Origin of the sequence: Microbacterium sp. NPDC057658 (genome assembly GCF_042799975.1) — a bacterium.
In the GTDB taxonomy this organism is placed as follows: domain Bacteria; phylum Actinomycetota; class Actinomycetes; order Actinomycetales; family Microbacteriaceae; genus Microbacterium.
In genome coordinates this window covers 2,608,634-2,624,029 of sequence record NZ_JBHVHT010000001.1, presented here as the reverse complement: position 1 = coordinate 2,624,029, position 15,396 = coordinate 2,608,634, and the positions used below count along the sequence as shown (strand labels likewise).

Below are 15,396 nucleotides of genomic sequence, written 5' to 3'. Positions count from 1 at the left end.
GGGTGCTCAGCAGCCCGCCGCCGCGGGTCGCTCTTCACACGTCCGTGCCACGAGCGCGGTGGTCGCCTCGTAGATGCGGATCTGCCTGGATGCGCCATCGACCGAAAGCTCGCCGGACACCGGGAACCAGCCCCCGCCGACGTCGACCTCCGCCGTATAGGCGACCGCCGTCCTCGTCGTGTAGGTGCCGCGTCGGGGGTAGACGTGGCTCGTGGGGGTCGCGGTGAAGGGCGCTTGGCCGAGCGTCGCCCACGTGCGGCCGCCGTCCGGCGCGGTGGCCGACGTTCCATCGCCGTGGTTGAAGACGACCCGCACGGGTGTGAAGCGCACCGTCACCGGCCGGTCGAGGAGTGTGCCGCTCACCGTGTGCGCCGCGACGGTCGCCACGAAGTTCGTCGCCATCCCCACGACGCCGGCGTTCCCGGGCTCCGCTGTCGTCGTCACGGGGTCCGGCGCGAACCGTGCGAGGTCCTCGATCGTGAGCGGGTGCTCGGACTCCTCCGTCACCCGCACTCCGTACATGCCGCACGACCGGCTCAGCGCTGTGTCCGTCTTGCACGGTTCGCGTTTTGGTTCTGGGGACGATTGATTTCGTTGGGCAGCTGACTGATCGCTCGTCACAGTTCGTTCTTGCTGCGCGCGGACAACTAGCGAGCCATTGCGCGATGCCGTCCATCCGCTATCGAAACCGGCTTGGGGTTGGCCGTTGTCTGGGAGGTCGGCAAACGTCGTCACGGCTAACAGGACCAGAGAAGTGAGCGTGACGCCACCTAGGGCTCGCATTGCAGCGTCTCCGATGAGGTGATCGACGAGATCACAAGGCCCGTGCTCGTGGTGGCAGCGACGAACTCAACATTGACTGGTTGGCGGGGTGGTCGATCGTCTGGCACTGCCGATGTGCCGTCTGGATTCTTCAGCGATACCTCCGAGACGTCCAAGCACAAGTTGGCTGTCACTTCCGAGTCGGCGTAACTCTGGATCTCCATCCGGTCGAAGCCGGAATCGCCTGAGCGAACTATGGCTGCGGCGTGGAGCCGGCTGTAGTTCTCGCGCGCAGAAGTAGCTGCGTCGTCGGCCAGCCAGGCGTAGACCAGTTCAAACGTGGCTGGGTCTTGCAGGTCTGTGCTGTTGGTCGCTTTGGTGTACTCGGCAAAGGTGGCCTCGGCGGCGGCGAAAGCCTCTTCCTCGGAGGCGAAGGCGGGGGAGGGGGTCGGCGTGGGCTCCGGAGTGGGGGCGCAGGCGGACAGGGCCGCGACGCCGAGGGCCAGCACGGCGAGCATGCGGAGAGCGGTGGGCGACATCACCGGGCCACCGTACGCGGAATGGACGGAGCGGCGCCGACGTTATCCACAGAGAAGCTCGCACGAATCCGCTCTTTCGCGGACGGCAACTTCTGATAGCCTGAACTGTCACTCGTGGCGTGTACATGCATGCCCAGGTGACGAACACACCACAATCCACCTGCTGCGAAGCACATCCCGGCCGTGCGCGGCCATGCTCCGCAGCCCGAGTATCCATTCACAAGGACAACCCACTACATGACTACCGCAACGACCGCCCCGGCCACCAAGCAGGTCGCCATCAACGACATCGGATCTGCTGAGGACTTCCTGGCCGCGGTCGAGAAGACCCTGAAGTTCTTCAACGACGGCGACATCATCGAGGGCACGATCGTCAAGATCGACCGCGATGAGGTCCTGCTCGATGTCGGCTACAAGACCGAGGGTGTCATCCCCTCGCGCGAGCTCTCGATCAAGCACGACGTCGACCCCAACGAGGTCGTCAAGGTCGGCGACGAGGTCGAGGCCCTGGTTCTCCAGAAGGAGGACAAGGAAGGCCGCCTGATCCTCTCCAAGAAGCGTGCACAGTACGAGCGCGCCTGGGGAGACGTCGAGAAGATCAAGGAGAACGACGGCGTCGTCACCGGTACGGTCATCGAGGTCGTCAAGGGTGGACTCATCGTCGACATCGGCCTCCGTGGCTTCCTCCCGGCCTCGCTCATCGAGCTCCGTCGCGTCCGCGACCTCACGCCGTACCTCGGCCAGGAGATCGAGGCGAAGATCCTCGAGCTCGACAAGAACCGCAACAACGTCGTCCTCAGCCGCCGCGCGCTGCTCGAGCAGACGCAGTCGGAGTCGCGCACCACGTTCCTGAACAACCTGCACAAGGGTCAGGTCCGCAAGGGTGTCGTCTCCTCGATCGTCAACTTCGGTGCGTTCGTGGACCTGGGTGGCGTGGACGGCCTCGTGCACGTCTCCGAGCTGTCCTGGAAGCACATCGAGCACGCCTCCGAGGTCGTCGAGGTTGGCCAGGAGGTCACCGTCGAGATCCTCGAGGTCGACCTCGACCGCGAGCGCGTCTCCCTGTCGCTGAAGGCGACGCAGGAGGACCCGTGGCAGGTCTTCGCCCGCACCCACGCGATCGGTCAGGTCACGCCGGGTAAGGTCACCAAGCTCGTTCCGTTCGGTGCGTTCGTCCGCGTCGCCGACGGTATCGAGGGCCTCGTGCACATCTCCGAGCTCTCCAGCAAGCACGTCGAGCTGGCCGAGCAGGTCGTGTCGGTCGGCGAAGAGGTCTTCGTCAAGGTCATCGACATCGACCTCGAGCGTCGTCGCATCTCGCTGTCGCTGAAGCAGGCCAACGAGTCGGTCGACCCCAACGGCACAGAGTTCGACCCGGCTCTGTACGGCATGCTCGCCGAGTACGACGAGAACGGCGAGTACAAGTACCCGGAGGGCTTCGACGCCGAGACCGGTCAGTGGAAGGAAGGCTTCGACGCCCAGCGCGAGGCATGGGAGCAGGAGTACGCTGCGGCCCAGGCTCGCTGGGAGGCTCACAAGGCTCAGGTCGCGAAGGCGGCCGAGGCCGAGGCTGCGGCCGGCGACGACTTCGGCGGCCAGTCCTTCTCGAGCGAGTCGGCCGGCGCCGGCACGCTCGCCGACGACGAGGCTCTCGCGGCTCTGCGCGAGAAGCTCTCGGGCGGCAACTCCTAAGCACCACTCCGAAAAGGGTCGTCACCCCGCCTCACGGCGGGTGTGGCGGCCCTTTTGGCATGCCCGGAATCCGGCGGAGCAGCTGCGTGACGCAACGTTACGACCGCATTCGTAACATTCCGGAGCCTCCGACAGCATGGGGACATGACCGCCCTCCTGCCCGCTGCGTCGCGCACCGCTGAGGCCCCGACGACGTCGGGCTCCGCACAACCCGTGCGCCTGGACGGCATCGCGCGGTCGTTCCCGCTCGCTCAGGGGCGACGCGAGGTGCTCCGCGGCATCGACCTGGATATCGCCGCCGGGGAGATCGTCGCCGTCGTCGGTCCGTCCGGGTGTGGGAAGTCGACGCTGCTGCGCCTCATCGGCGGACTGGACACCCCTACGCGTGGAACGATCCGTCTGGACGGCTCCGGTGTCGCCGACGTCGACGAGCGCACGGCGATCGCGTTCCAGGAGCCGCGGCTGCTCCCGTGGCGTACGCTCGCGCAGAACGTCGAGCTCGGTCTCCCCCGGGGCGTCTCCCGCCGCGCCGGACGCGCCCGGGTCCGCGAACTCCTGCAGCTCGTGGGACTCGAGCACGCCGCCGACCAGCGCCCCCGTGAAGTATCCGGAGGCATGGCGCAACGGGCCTCCCTCGCCCGGGCTCTCGCCAGGAACCCCGGAGTCCTGCTGCTCGACGAGCCGTTCGGCGCGCTCGACGCCCTCACGCGCCTCCGCATGCACGACCTGCTCCTGAAGATCCACGCGGCCGAGCCCACCACGGTGCTGCTCGTGACCCACGACGTGGAGGAGGCGCTCTATCTCGCCGACCGCGTGCTGCTGCTGCGCACCGTCGGCGACGCGGACGACACCGCGTCGTCCGTCGCGCGGACGATCCGCGTCCCCGGCATCCGCCCCCGAGACCGCGCCGACCGCGGCCTCGCCGACCTGCGCGCCGAGCTCCTCGAAGGGCTCGGCGTCGACACGCACCACCACACCCCCGAGGAGACCCGATGAGCACCATCACCCGCCGCATCATCCCTGCGATCGCCGTCGCCGGGACGATGATGCTCGTCGCCACCGGCTGCGTCGCCGGGGAGAACGCGTCCGCCGAGGCCGAGTCCACCCCGGCCGGGAACGGCGAGTGGTCGGCGGACACGCTGTCCATCGACTTCGCGACCTACAATCCGCTCAGCCTCGTGATCCGCGACCAGGGCATCCTGGAGGACATCCTCGGCGACGACGTCACCGTCGAATGGGTGCAGTCCGCCGGCTCGAACAAGGCCAACGAGCTCCTCCGCTCGGGTTCGGTCGACGTGGGATCGACGGCGGGCTCGGCCGCGCTGCTCGCCCGCGCGAACGGTTCGCCCATCCAGGTGATCGACATCTTCTCCCAGCCCGAGTGGTCGGCCATCGTCGTCGGGCCCGACAGCGACATCACCTCGGTGGAGGATCTCAAGGGCGCCTCCGTCGCGGCCACCAAGGGCACGGACCCCTACTTCTTCCTTCTCCAGGCCCTGGAGGAGGGCGGGCTGTCGCTGGCCGACGTCGAGGTGCAGAACCTCCAGCACGCCGACGGGCGCGCGGCGCTCGACGGCGGTTCCGTCGACGCATGGGCGGGTCTCGACCCCATCATGGCCGCCGCGGAGCAGGAGTCGGGCGACAAGCTCATCTATCGCAACGTCGACTTCAACACGTACGGCTTCCTCAACGCGACCGAGGACTTCATCGACAACCACCCCGACCTCGCTCAGGCCGTCGTCGACGCCTACGAGGAGGCGCGTGCGTGGGCGCTGGAGAACCCGGAGGAGACCGCCGCCCTGTTGGCAGAGGTCGCCGGTATCGACCTCGAGGTCGCGACCACGGTCATCCAGGAGCGGTCGAACCTCGACGTGGACGGCGTCCCCGGTGACGACCAGCTCGCGGTGCTCGAGAAGATCGCTCCGGTGCTCGTCGAGTCCGGCGACGTCCAGGGTGGGCAGGAATCCGTCGACAAGGCGCTGTCCAGCATCATCAACGACACCTTCGCGACGAAGGCGGGCGCAGACGAGTGACCGGTCTTGAGGATCGGGTGGTCGTCCCGGCGGAATCGCGGGACGCGCTCGAGTTCGCGAAGGGTGCTCCCCGGCGGGGGACAGGAGGATCACGGCGTGGTCTGCCGCCCGTCGTGCGGATCGTCGCGGGTCTCCTGCTCCCGGCCGCGATCCTCATCGCCTGGCAGGTGGTCACGACGGCCGGTCTCATCGAGCCGTACCGCCTCCCGGCGCCGGCGTCGGTCTTCCAGGCCGGGGTGGAACTCGCCGAGTCCGGACAGCTCTGGACCCACATCGCCATCTCCGTCCAGCGGGTGCTGCTCGGGTTCGCGATCGGCTCGGTCGTCGGCCTCGCCGCAGCCGGCATCGTCGGGCTCTCACGCTGGGGTGACGTGCTGCTCAGCCCGACCCTCGCCGCGGTTCGCGCGGTGCCGTCGCTCGCCTGGGTGCCGCTGCTGATCCTGTGGATGCAGATCGGCGAGGAGTCCAAGGTGACCCTCATCGCGATCGGTGCGTTCTTCCCGGTCTACACGACCGTCGCCTCCGCGCTCCGGCACGTGGACCCGCAGCTCGTCGAGGCGGGACGCTCCTTCAGCCTGCACGGATGGTCGCTGTTCCGCACCGTGCAGCTCCCGGCCGTCGTGCCGTCCGTCGTCGCGGGCCTGCGCCTCGCGCTCGCCCAGGCGTGGCTGTTCCTGGTCGCCGCCGAGCTGATCGCCTCGTCCATGGGGCTCGGTTTCCTCTTGACCGACTCCCAGAGCACGGGGCGCGTCGACCGCATCCTGCTCTCGATCGTGCTGCTCGCGCTGCTCGGCACGATCACCAACGGCGTGCTCGCGCTGCTGGAGAAGTACCTGCTGCGGCGATGGACGTGACGACGACCGAGGCTCGGCTGCAGGAGGAACGGGTCTATCCTCCGTCGCCCGCGTTCCTCGACGCCAACGTGACCGCGGACGCCTACGAGCGCGCGGCCGCTGATCCTCTGGCCTTCTGGGAGGACGCGGCGCGCCGACTGGACTGGGCCGAGCCGTGGACGGCCGTGCACGAGTGGGAGCCGCCCGTCGACGGTGCCGTCCCCGCGGCGCGGTGGTTCCTCGGCGGACGGCTGAACGTCGCGGTGAACTGCGTGGACCGTCATGTCGACGCCGGACGCGGAGACAAGGTCGCGCTGCATTTCGAAGGGGAGCCCGGCGACCGGATCTCGGTGACCTACGCCGACCTGCAGCGTCGTGTGGCTCAGGCGGCGCACGCGCTGGAAGACCTCGGGATCCGACCGGGGGACCGCGTGGTGATCTACCTCCCTGTGCTCGTGGAGACCGTGGTCATCACGCTCGCGTGCGCGCGGATCGGAGCCGTCCACTCGCTCGTGTTCGGAGGGTTCTCCGCGGAGGCCGTGCGGTTCCGGCTCGAGGACACCGGGGCGAAGCTGCTCGTCACCAGCGACGGCCAGTTCCGGCGGGGGACGGCGACCGAGGTCAAGTCCGCCGCCGATGCCGCCGCTGCGGGACTGCCGGACCTCGAACACGTCCTCGTGCTCCGTCGCACCGGACAGAGCGTCCCGTGGACCGAAGGCCGGGACGTGTGGTGGCACGATGTCGTCGACACGGCTCCCACCGCGCATCGGGCGGAGGCCTTCGACGCCGAGCACCCGCTCTTCATCATCTACACCTCCGGCACGACCGGGAAGCCCAAGGGCCTCGTGCACACCTCCGGTGGCTACCTGACCCACGCGAGCTGGGCGCACTGGGCGCACTTCGACGCCAAACCCGACGACGTCCATTGGTGCACGGCCGACCTCGCCTGGGTCACGGCCCACACCTACGAGATCTACGGGCCGCTGTCGAACGGGCTCACCCAGGTCATCTACGAGGGCACGCCGGACACTCCGCGCCGCGAGCGGCACCTGGAGATCATCGAGCGCTACGGCGTCACGGTCTACTACACGGCCCCGACGCTCATCCGGACGTTCATGACCTGGTTCGGCGACGAGCTGCCGAGCGGCCACGACCTGTCGACCCTGCGACTGCTCGGCACGGTGGGGGAGGCGATCAATCCGGAGGCCTGGGTGTGGTTCCGCCGGAACTTCGGGCGGGAGGAGCTCCCCGTCATCGACACGTGGTGGCAGTCGGAGACCGGCGCCGCGATGATCGCCCCCCTGCCCGGCATCACGCCGCTGAAGCCCGGCTCTGCGTCGGTCCCGCTTCCGGGCATCGACGTCGCGGTGGTCGACGAGAACGGGGACGAGGTGGCGCCGGGCCGATCCGGGACGCTGGTCGTCCGGCGCCCGTGGCCGGGGATGGCGCGGACCGTCTGGGGGAACCCGGAGCGCTACCGCGACGCATACTGGTCCGCGTACGCCGGCGTGGGCGCGCACGGCGGCTACTACGTGGCCGGAGACGGGGCGACCCGGGACGCCGACGGGTTCATCTGGATCCTGGGCCGGCTCGACGACGTCGTGAACGTGTCCGGTCATCGCCTCTCGACGATCGAGATCGAGTCGGCGCTCGTGGCGCACGAGACCGTCGGCGAAGCCGGGTCCGCCGGCGTGGCGGATCCGGTCACCGGGCAGGCGGTCGTGGCGTTCGTCACCCCGTCCGGCCGGGCGGAGATCGACGTGCACGCGCTGCGTGCTGAGGTCGCCCGCGCGATCGGTCCGGTCGCGAAGCCGAAGCACGTCGTCGTCGTGCCGGACCTGCCCAAGACACGCTCGGGGAAGATCATGCGCCGCCTGCTCGCGCAGCTCTGGGATGCCGAACAGGATCGGCGAGCGGGACGCACTCCGCAGGCCCTCGGCGACACGACGTCACTGCAGAACCCCTGGGCCGTCGACGACATCGCCGGCGCTCTCGCCGCAGAATCGAGGACATCATGACCGAGGACCACCGTTTCGGGTTCCGCACCCGCGCTCTGCACGCCGGCGGCACACCGGACGCCGCCACCGGAGCGCGGGCGGTGCCGATCTACCAGACGACGTCGTTCGTCTTCGACGGTGCGGCCGACGCCGGGAACCTCTTCGCGCTGCAGAAGTACGGCAACATCTACTCGCGCATCGGCAACCCCACCGTCGCCGCCCTGGAGGAGCGGCTGGCATCGCTGGAAGGCGGTATCGGGGCCGTGGCGACCGCCTCGGGGATGAGCGCCGAGTTCATCACGTTCGCCGCCCTCGTGGGCGCGGGCGATCATGTCGTCGCCGCCGCGCAGCTCTACGGCGGCACGGTGACGCAGCTCGACGTCACCCTGCGACGGTTCGGCGTGGAGACGACGTTCGTCAGCTCCTCAGACCCGGCCGACTTCGCCGCGGCCATCCGTCCGGAGACCAAGGTCGTCTACGTCGAGATGATCGGGAACCCGTCGGGCGAGATCGCCGACATCGCGGGACTCGCCGCCGTCGCGCATGAGGCGGGGGTGCCGCTCGTCGTCGACGCCACGCTGGCCACCCCGTACCTCGCGCGCCCGCTGGAACACGGGGCGGACATCGTCATCCACTCGGTCACGAAGTTCCTCGGCGGCCACGGCACGACCCTCGGCGGCGTGGTCATCGAGAAGGGCACCTTCGACTGGGGGAACGGCAAGTTCCCGCAGATGACCGAACCGGTGGCCTCCTACGGCGGGATCTCCTGGTGGGGGAACTTCGGCGAGTACGGATTCCTGACCAAGCTGCGCTCCGAGCAGCTGCGCGACATCGGGCCGGCGCTGAGCCCGCAGTCGGCCTTCGCGCTCCTGCAGGGCGTGGAGACGCTGCCGCAGCGCATCGACGCCCACATCGCCAACGCCCGGGTCGTCGCCGAGTGGCTGGCCGCCGACCCCCGCGTGTCCTACGTCACCTGGGCGGGGCTGGACGGTCATCCGCATCACGAGCGTGCCGCGCGATACCTGCCGCTGGGACCGGGCTCCGTGTTCGCGTTCGGGGTCGCCGCCGAGGACGGCCGCGCCGCGGGGGAGGCGTTCATCGAGAACCTGCAGCTCGCGTCCCACCTCGCCAACATCGGCGACGCCCGCACCCTGGTGATCCACCCGGCCTCCACCACGCACCGCCAGCTCACCGAGGAGCAGCTCGTCGCCGCGGGCGTGCGTCCCGACCTGATCCGCATCTCCGTCGGCCTGGAGGACGCAGAGGACATCATCTGGGACCTCGACCAGGCCCTCACCCTCGCGACGGGAGCCCACCGATGAGCACGACCTCCGCCGGCGACGCCTGCGCCATCCCGCCGACCACGGATGCCGCCAGCTGCGCGCTTCCCGCTGCCGTGGAGCCGGGCCGCACCTGGACCGGGCCCTCGCAGCCGCAGCGGTTCGGACTGCTGCGGCGGGCGCGATCGATCGCCATCGTCGGTGCCTCCGGGAATCCGTCACGGGCCTCGTACTTCGTCGCGACCTACCTGCTGTCCAGCACGGCCTACGACGTCTATCTCGTGAACCCGAGGGAGACCGAGATCCTCGGCCAGCCGGTCTACCCGTCGTTGAGTGCCCTGCCCGTGCAGCCCGACATCGTGGACGTGTTCCGTCGTCACGACGACCTCCCGGGGGTCGCGCAGGAGGCGATCGACAGCGGCGCGAAGACCCTGTGGCTCCAGCTCGGCTCCTGGAACGAGGAAGCCGCCGCGATCGCGGAGGCGGCGGGGCTCTCGGTGGTCATGGACCGCTGCATCAAGATCGAGCACGCCCGCTTCCACGGCGGCCTGCATCTCGCCGGCTTCGACACCGGGGTGATCAGCTCCCGACGGCAGCTGCTCGCGCGCTGAGGGGAGCCGCGCCGTGCCCAGGAGGCTCAGGTGCAGATCGTGTTCGCCGTGGTGCGCTGCAGCGTCACGGCAACCTGAAGGTCGGTGAGGTGCCAGTCGAGGCTGCGGCCGGTGAGCCGGGGCAACGAGGAGCACGTCCACGCGGGGTCCGGCGTGACGTGGCTGCCCGGGAGCACCCCCGCAGCGGTCCACGAGGTCCACGTCCGGGGAAGGCCCGTCGCCTTCTTCAGATCCACGTCGACGTCGACGTGGTGCGACCCGCCCGGGGCGTTCGTGCTGATGTAGAAGTGGCCGGAGGTGTCGCTGATCTCCTCGTAGCGGATCGCCGTGATCGCGCAGCTGGTGGGAGCTGCCGACTGGCTGCTGTAGGCCTTGCACGTGTTCCCCGCGAACGGCGACAACCATGCCGAGGCGGACGTCACCGTCGCCGTGACCACGGTCCGATCCGTCCACGCCGCGGTAGTGGTCGAGACGCTTCCCTGGGCGACGGCCAGGAAGACGAACGCCATCGCGACCGCGAAGCCGGCCATCGGGGACACCCGTCGTGCCGGCATCACGTGGTCAGCGGCTTCCGCGCCGGTCGCTCCCCAGGGCTCATCATGCTCAGGCCGAGCAGCCCCAGGAGTCCGAGGAGCAGCGGGACGGCGACGGCGGGCGTGGTCATCCGCATGATGGCGGTCCCCCAACCGGGAAGCTGCACCGCCGGCTTCCAGACATCGCCGGTGACCGGATAGTCGAGAGCGTCGGAGAACTCGTTGTTGTCGCCCTTCATGGTGATCGTGCGCGCGCCGTCGGCGGCTTCGATGGCGGTGATGCGATGAGTCACCAGGGAGTCGGTCAGCGCGCTCCGAAGGCTGACGACGTCGCCCACCTCCAGAGAGTCGGCGGGGACCTTCGTGGCGATGAGGAGATCGCCCGTCATGATCCCGGGCTCCATCGAGCCCGAGATCACGACGAGCGGCTGGATGAGCCCGATCGCCGTGGCGCCCCAGACGACGCCGCAGCCCACGCCCGTGGCAGCCAGCGCCCAGAGCACGGGCAGGGCGAGCCGGCGGAGGATCTGCACCACGGTTCGTCTCTTCGTTCTCTGCTGCGGGGCGAGGGGTCAGTTGGTGGCGGTGGCGGAGACCGTGACGAGGATCGTGCCGGTCTTGCCCTGGTTGCTCGTCGGCCAGTCGGCCGGGGTGGTGACGACGAGGTCGAACTCATCGGTCGCCGTGGAGCCGGAGGAGGTCAGCGACGCCGCGAGCCCGGTGATCGTCGCCGTCGGCTTGACCGTGAAGTCCGTCGCCGTGTTGCCGGGGGCGTACTCGACGGTCGAGGTGAGTGCGGCGTTGACGGAGCTGGCGTTCTTCACCCAGAGCTTGATCGTGCGGGTCTCGCCCGGGAGCAGGTTGGCCAGCTTCTCCGCGGGCACGACGAGCTCGATGCTGTTCTTCGCGGCCGACTCCTTCCAGGTGGTCCCGTCGGTGGAACCCTGGAGGTTGAAGGTGGCTCCTGCGGCCGGGGCGCTGAAGAAGGTGTTGTCGGTCCACGCGGCGCTCGTGAGCGCGGCACCGATCCCTCCGGTCGCGAGCACGGCCAGCGCGAACGCCATGATCGGGCGCCGCCGGGAGCGTCGCTCGGTGCGGTCAGGGCGTGCGGGGGCATCCGTGTTCGTCATGGCTTCGACGTTACGCAGCGCACCTCAGGGGACCGTCAAGTCTTCCTCAAGAGGGACCGAAGCTTTCCCGATTGTTCCGCGGCAGCGTCGTGCGCCGCCCTCGGACAGGCGTGGCAGGATGGTCGGATGCCGCTCATCGCTCTCACCGGAGGCATTGCGTCGGGAAAGTCCACCATCGCGAACCGGCTCGCCGAACTCGGCGCGGTGGTCGTCGACGCGGATCGGATCGTGCGCGAGGTGCAGGCGCCCGGATCCGAGGTGCTCGGCGCGATCGCGCGGACGTTCGGTGACGAGGTCATCGCCGAAGACGGGTCGCTCGACCGAGCCGCTCTCGGTGCGACCGTGTTCGCCGATCCTGGCCGTCTCGCACAGCTGAACGCCATCGTGCACCCGGCCGTACGGGCCGAGTCCCAGCGTCGTTTCGACGCCGCCTTCCAGGCTGATCCGGATGCCGTCGTCGTGTACGACGTGCCGCTTCTCGTGGAGGCTCGTGTCGACGACCCCTGGGATGCGATCGTCGTCGCCCATGCCCCGGAGGAGGTTCGCCTCGAGAGGCTCGTGCACCTGCGCGGGATGACGCCCGACGAGGCCCGCGGACGGATCGCCGCCCAGGTTCCGGACGACCGGCGGCTCGCGATCGCCGACGTCGTGATCGACACCGCAGGATCGATCGCGGACACGCTGGCCCAGACGGACGCGCTCTGGAACCGGCTCCGCGCGAGCTGAAGCGGTGTCGCCGCCGGACGCGGCCCCGATGTCGGAGGGGCGGCATACGCTTGATGTATGCAGCCCACCCGCAGTGTCCGCCCCTTCGAGGTCATCAGCGAGTACGCCCCTGCCGGTGACCAGCCGCAGGCCATCGCCGAGCTGGCCTCCCGTATCAACGCGGGCGAGACCGACATCGTGCTGCTCGGCGCCACCGGAACGGGCAAGTCGGCGACCACGGCCTGGCTCGTCGAGCAGGTGCAGCGTCCCACGCTCGTGCTCGCGCACAACAAGACCCTCGCGGCACAGCTCGCCAACGAGTTCCGCGAGCTCATGCCGAACAACGCCGTCGAGTACTTCGTCTCGTACTACGACTACTACCAGCCCGAGGCGTACGTCCCGCAGACGGACACCTTCATCGAGAAGGACTCCTCGATCAACGCGGAGGTCGAGCGGCTCCGCCACTCGACGACGAACTCCCTGCTGAGCCGGCGTGACGTGGTCGTGGTGTCGACCGTCTCCTGCATCTACGGCCTGGGTGCTCCGGAGGAGTACCTGCGCGCCATGGTCGCGCTGCAGGTGGGGGAGCGGTACGACCGCGACGCCCTGATCCGTCAGTTCATCGCGATGCAGTACAACCGCAACGACGTCGACTTCTCGCGGGGAAACTTCCGCGTGCGCGGCGACACGATCGAGATCATCCCGGTGTACGAGGAGCACGCCATCCGCATCGAGCTGTTCGGCGACGAGATCGAGGCGCTCTACTCGCTGCACCCGCTCACGGGCGAGGTCATCGAGAAGCTGGACGCCGTGCCGATCTTCCCCGCCTCGCACTACGTCGCGGGCACCGACGTCATCCAGCGCTCCATCGGCACCATCGAGCACGAGCTGGAGGAGCGGCTGAAGGAGTTCGAGCGTCAGGGCAAGCTCCTCGAGGCGCAGCGCCTCCGGATGCGCACGACCTTCGACCTGGAGATGCTCCAGCAGCTCGGATTCTGCTCCGGCATCGAGAACTACTCGCGTCACATGGACGGACGCATGCCCGGCGAGCCCCCGCACACGCTCCTCGACTTCTTCCCGGACGACTTCCTGCTCGTCATCGACGAGTCCCACGTCACGGTGCCGCAGATCGGCGCGATGTACGAAGGCGACGCGTCCCGCAAGCGCACCCTCGTCGACCACGGATTCCGGCTGCCGAGCGCGATGGACAACCGACCGCTGCGCTGGGACGAGTTCAAGAACCGCGTGGGGCAGACCGTCTACCTGTCCGCCACCCCCGGCAAGTACGAGATGGGCATCGCCGACGGCGTGGTGGAGCAGATCATCCGCCCGACCGGCCTCGTCGACCCGGAGATCATCGTCAAGCCCTCGAAGGGGCAGATCGACGATCTCCTCGAAGAGATCCGGCTTCGCGTGGAGCGGGACGAGCGCGTGCTCGTCACGACGCTCACGAAGAAGATGGCGGAGGAGCTGACGGACTTCCTCGGCGAGCACGGCGTCCGGGTGCGCTACCTGCACTCCGACGTCGACACCCTGCGCCGCGTCGAGCTCCTCAGCGAACTGCGCGCCGGTGTGTACGACGTCCTGGTCGGTATCAACCTGCTGCGCGAGGGACTCGACCTCCCGGAGGTGTCGCTCGTCGCGATCCTCGACGCGGACAAGGAGGGCTTCCTCCGCTCCGGGACCTCACTCATCCAGACGATCGGCCGCGCGGCGCGCAACGTCTCGGGTGAAGTCCACATGTACGCGGACAACATGACGGACTCCATGGCCAAGGCCATCGAGGAGACCGACCGTCGGCGTGAGAAGCAGATCGCGTACAACAAGGAGCACGGCATCGATCCGCAGCCGCTGCGCAAGCGCATCGCCGACATCACAGAGGTGCTGGCGCGCGAGGGTCAGGATACGGCGGAGCTGATGTCCGGCCGGGGCCGCGCGTCGGGCAAGGGCAAGTCGCCGACACCGAACCTGCGGCGCACCGGGATCGCGGCCGAGGGCGCTCAGCAGCTGGAGGCCACGATCCAGGACCTCACCGATCAGATGCTCGCGGCAGCCGCGGAGCTGAAGTTCGAGCTCGCCGGGCGCCTGCGCGACGAAGTGCAGGATCTGAAGAAGGAGCTCCGGTCGATGGAGCGGGCCGGGCACGCGTAGACGGAGCCGAGATGGATGCCGCAGGAGAGGAACTCGCGGACCGCGTCCGCGCACTGCTCGGGGCCGACCCTTCCATCGAGGAGCGCCGGATGTTCGGGACCAGGGCATTCCTCGACGAGGGGCGCATCCTCGTGGGTGCCCGGAAGGACGGGACGCTTCTCGTCCGCGTGGATGAGGAGAACGGGGCTGTCGCCGTGACGCTGCCCGGGGCCGCGCGTGCCGTGATGGGAGCCCGCACCATGGGGTCCGGCTGGATCGATGTCGCAGCCTCGGCGATCGCCGACGACGCCGCGCTCATGACGTGGATCGACATGGCCCGCGAGTCGGTCGGCGCCGCGCTCGCCGATGACGACGACTGACGCCGAGGGAGCTTACGGGCAGTGCACCAGCGTCTTCGGGCCCGAGCGATCGATCTCGTGCTCGGTCATCGGCGCGCCGCACAGCGGACAGGCCCGTTCGGCGCGCTCCGCGGCGCTGGGCGGCGGCGTCTTCTCGTACGGCCCGACCGAGGCCGGGCCGGCGAGACGCACGAGGTTGGTGTTCACCCAGGTGTAAAGGCCCCCCGCCTCGCGGATGCGGGTGCGAAGAGGGGGGCGGCTGGAGTCGCGTGACATGTTCGTTAGTGTACTAATGATTCGTGCAGATGTATAGTCGGGACCGTGACTGACACCGACGATCTGCTCCGGCTCGAGAATCAGCTCTGCTTCGCCGTGGTCACGGCGGCGCGGAACGTCGTGGCGATCTACCGGCCGATCCTCGAGCCGCTCGGGTTGACGCACCCGCAGTACCTGGTGATGCTCGCCCTGTGGGAGCGGTCGCCGCGGACCCTGAACGACCTCGCCGCCGACCTCGCGCTGGAGCCCGCGACCGCGTCGCCCCTCGTCAAGAGGCTCGAGACCGACGGCCTGGTGACGCGCCAGCGCAGCAGTGAAGACGAGCGCCGACTGGAGATCACGCTCACCGATGCCGGAGCGGCTCTGCGTGCGAGGGCCGTGGATGTGCCGCGGCAGGTGATGGCCGCCGTGGGGATGGGCATCGGCGAGATCGCCGCTCTCCGTGACGGGCTCGGGGCCTTCGCGGGGCGGCGCCCCGATCAGAGCTGACCCGTTCCGCGGCACCCCGGTGCGGAA

The 15,396-nt window shown here is 69.2% G+C and carries 17 protein-coding genes; 11 read left to right on the top strand and 6 right to left on the bottom strand.

Going from position 1 to position 15,396, the window contains the following annotated elements:
• Nucleotides 1-6 precede the first annotated feature (6 nt).
• Nucleotides 7-507 (bottom strand): hypothetical protein, encoded by a 501-nt coding sequence (locus ACFU8V_RS12660; protein ID WP_338566301.1) that lies wholly within the window; start codon nt 505-507, stop codon nt 7-9.
• A gap of 263 nt (nt 508-770) precedes the next feature.
• Nucleotides 771-1,304, bottom strand: a complete 534-nt coding sequence (locus tag ACFU8V_RS12655; RefSeq protein WP_378871563.1) for a hypothetical protein — start codon at nt 1,302-1,304, stop codon at nt 771-773.
• A gap of 234 nt (nt 1,305-1,538) precedes the next feature.
• Between ACFU8V_RS12655 and rpsA the strand changes: the two genes are divergently transcribed.
• The 7 genes from rpsA to ACFU8V_RS12620 all read left to right on the top strand — a co-directional run bounded on the left by rpsA (nt 1,539) and on the right by ACFU8V_RS12620 (nt 9,747).
• Entirely contained in the window at nt 1,539-2,993 is a 1,455-nt protein-coding gene (gene rpsA, locus ACFU8V_RS12650) for a 30S ribosomal protein S1 (RefSeq protein WP_025105051.1), read from the top strand.
• Nucleotides 2,994-3,137: 144 nt separating this feature from the next.
• Nucleotides 3,138-3,989, top strand: coding sequence for an ABC transporter ATP-binding protein (locus tag ACFU8V_RS12645; RefSeq protein ID WP_102209591.1), 852 nt, complete (start codon nt 3,138-3,140; stop codon nt 3,987-3,989).
• Nucleotides 3,986-5,026 carry an aliphatic sulfonate ABC transporter substrate-binding protein gene (locus ACFU8V_RS12640; RefSeq protein WP_126892926.1) on the top strand — a complete coding sequence of 347 codons (1,041 nt, stop codon included), beginning with the start codon at nt 3,986-3,988 and terminating at the stop codon, nt 5,024-5,026. Before ACFU8V_RS12645 ends, ACFU8V_RS12640 begins: the two co-directional genes overlap by 4 nt.
• Nucleotides 5,023-5,880, top strand: a complete 858-nt coding sequence (locus ACFU8V_RS12635) for an ABC transporter permease (protein WP_062766830.1) — start codon at nt 5,023-5,025, stop codon at nt 5,878-5,880. The genes ACFU8V_RS12640 and ACFU8V_RS12635 overlap by 4 nt, the downstream gene beginning before the upstream one ends.
• Complete coding sequence (acs, locus tag ACFU8V_RS12630; protein ID WP_338566297.1) at nt 5,871-7,877, top strand: acetate--CoA ligase; 2,007 nt, start codon at nt 5,871-5,873, stop codon at nt 7,875-7,877. The genes ACFU8V_RS12635 and acs overlap by 10 nt, the downstream gene beginning before the upstream one ends.
• A complete protein-coding gene (locus ACFU8V_RS12625) occupies nt 7,874-9,178 on the top strand; it encodes an O-acetylhomoserine aminocarboxypropyltransferase/cysteine synthase family protein (RefSeq protein ID WP_338566296.1) in 1,305 nt (434 codons plus the stop codon). The genes acs and ACFU8V_RS12625 overlap by 4 nt, the downstream gene beginning before the upstream one ends.
• The gene (locus ACFU8V_RS12620; RefSeq protein WP_082758503.1) at nt 9,175-9,747 is read left to right on the top strand and encodes a CoA-binding protein; all 573 of its coding nucleotides are present in this window, start codon (nt 9,175-9,177) and stop codon (nt 9,745-9,747) included. The genes ACFU8V_RS12625 and ACFU8V_RS12620 overlap by 4 nt, the downstream gene beginning before the upstream one ends.
• A 26-nt stretch (nt 9,748-9,773) precedes the next feature.
• Here ACFU8V_RS12620 and ACFU8V_RS12615 read toward each other — a convergent pair whose 3' ends face one another.
• Genes ACFU8V_RS12615 through ACFU8V_RS12605 form a run of 3 tightly spaced genes read right to left on the bottom strand, consistent with a single transcriptional unit; the run spans nt 9,774 to nt 11,410 of the window.
• Nucleotides 9,774-10,277, bottom strand: coding sequence for a hypothetical protein (locus ACFU8V_RS12615; protein ID WP_062766821.1), 504 nt, complete (start codon nt 10,275-10,277; stop codon nt 9,774-9,776).
• Nucleotides 10,278-10,300: 23 nt separating this feature from the next.
• Nucleotides 10,301-10,816, bottom strand: coding sequence for a signal peptidase I (locus ACFU8V_RS12610; RefSeq protein WP_231729464.1), 516 nt, complete (start codon nt 10,814-10,816; stop codon nt 10,301-10,303).
• A 36-nt stretch (nt 10,817-10,852) separates the two neighbouring features.
• A complete protein-coding gene (locus ACFU8V_RS12605; RefSeq protein ID WP_062634042.1) occupies nt 10,853-11,410 on the bottom strand; it encodes a hypothetical protein in 558 nt (185 codons plus the stop codon).
• A 126-nt stretch (nt 11,411-11,536) separates the two neighbouring features.
• Between ACFU8V_RS12605 and coaE the strand changes: the two genes are divergently transcribed.
• From coaE to ACFU8V_RS12590, 3 genes are read left to right on the top strand one after another with little or no spacing between them, the layout of a single operon-like run.
• Nucleotides 11,537-12,136, top strand: coding sequence for a dephospho-CoA kinase (coaE, locus tag ACFU8V_RS12600; RefSeq protein ID WP_062766818.1), 600 nt, complete (start codon nt 11,537-11,539; stop codon nt 12,134-12,136).
• Nucleotides 12,137-12,193: 57 nt separating this feature from the next.
• On the top strand, nt 12,194-14,266 hold the full coding sequence (gene uvrB / locus ACFU8V_RS12595; RefSeq protein WP_025105040.1) for an excinuclease ABC subunit UvrB: 2,073 nt from the start codon (nt 12,194-12,196) through the stop codon (nt 14,264-14,266).
• An 11-nt stretch (nt 14,267-14,277) separates the two neighbouring features.
• Complete coding sequence (locus ACFU8V_RS12590) at nt 14,278-14,625, top strand: TfoX/Sxy family protein (protein WP_378871556.1); 348 nt, start codon at nt 14,278-14,280, stop codon at nt 14,623-14,625.
• A 12-nt stretch (nt 14,626-14,637) separates the two neighbouring features.
• Here ACFU8V_RS12590 and ACFU8V_RS12585 read toward each other — a convergent pair whose 3' ends face one another.
• Complete coding sequence (locus ACFU8V_RS12585; RefSeq protein ID WP_378871553.1) at nt 14,638-14,880, bottom strand: hypothetical protein; 243 nt, start codon at nt 14,878-14,880, stop codon at nt 14,638-14,640.
• Between the two features lie 45 nt (nt 14,881-14,925).
• Between ACFU8V_RS12585 and ACFU8V_RS12580 the strand changes: the two genes are divergently transcribed.
• Nucleotides 14,926-15,369 carry a MarR family winged helix-turn-helix transcriptional regulator gene (locus tag ACFU8V_RS12580; protein ID WP_378871550.1) on the top strand — a complete coding sequence of 148 codons (444 nt, stop codon included), beginning with the start codon at nt 14,926-14,928 and terminating at the stop codon, nt 15,367-15,369.
• Nucleotides 15,370-15,396: the final 27 nt, after the last annotated feature.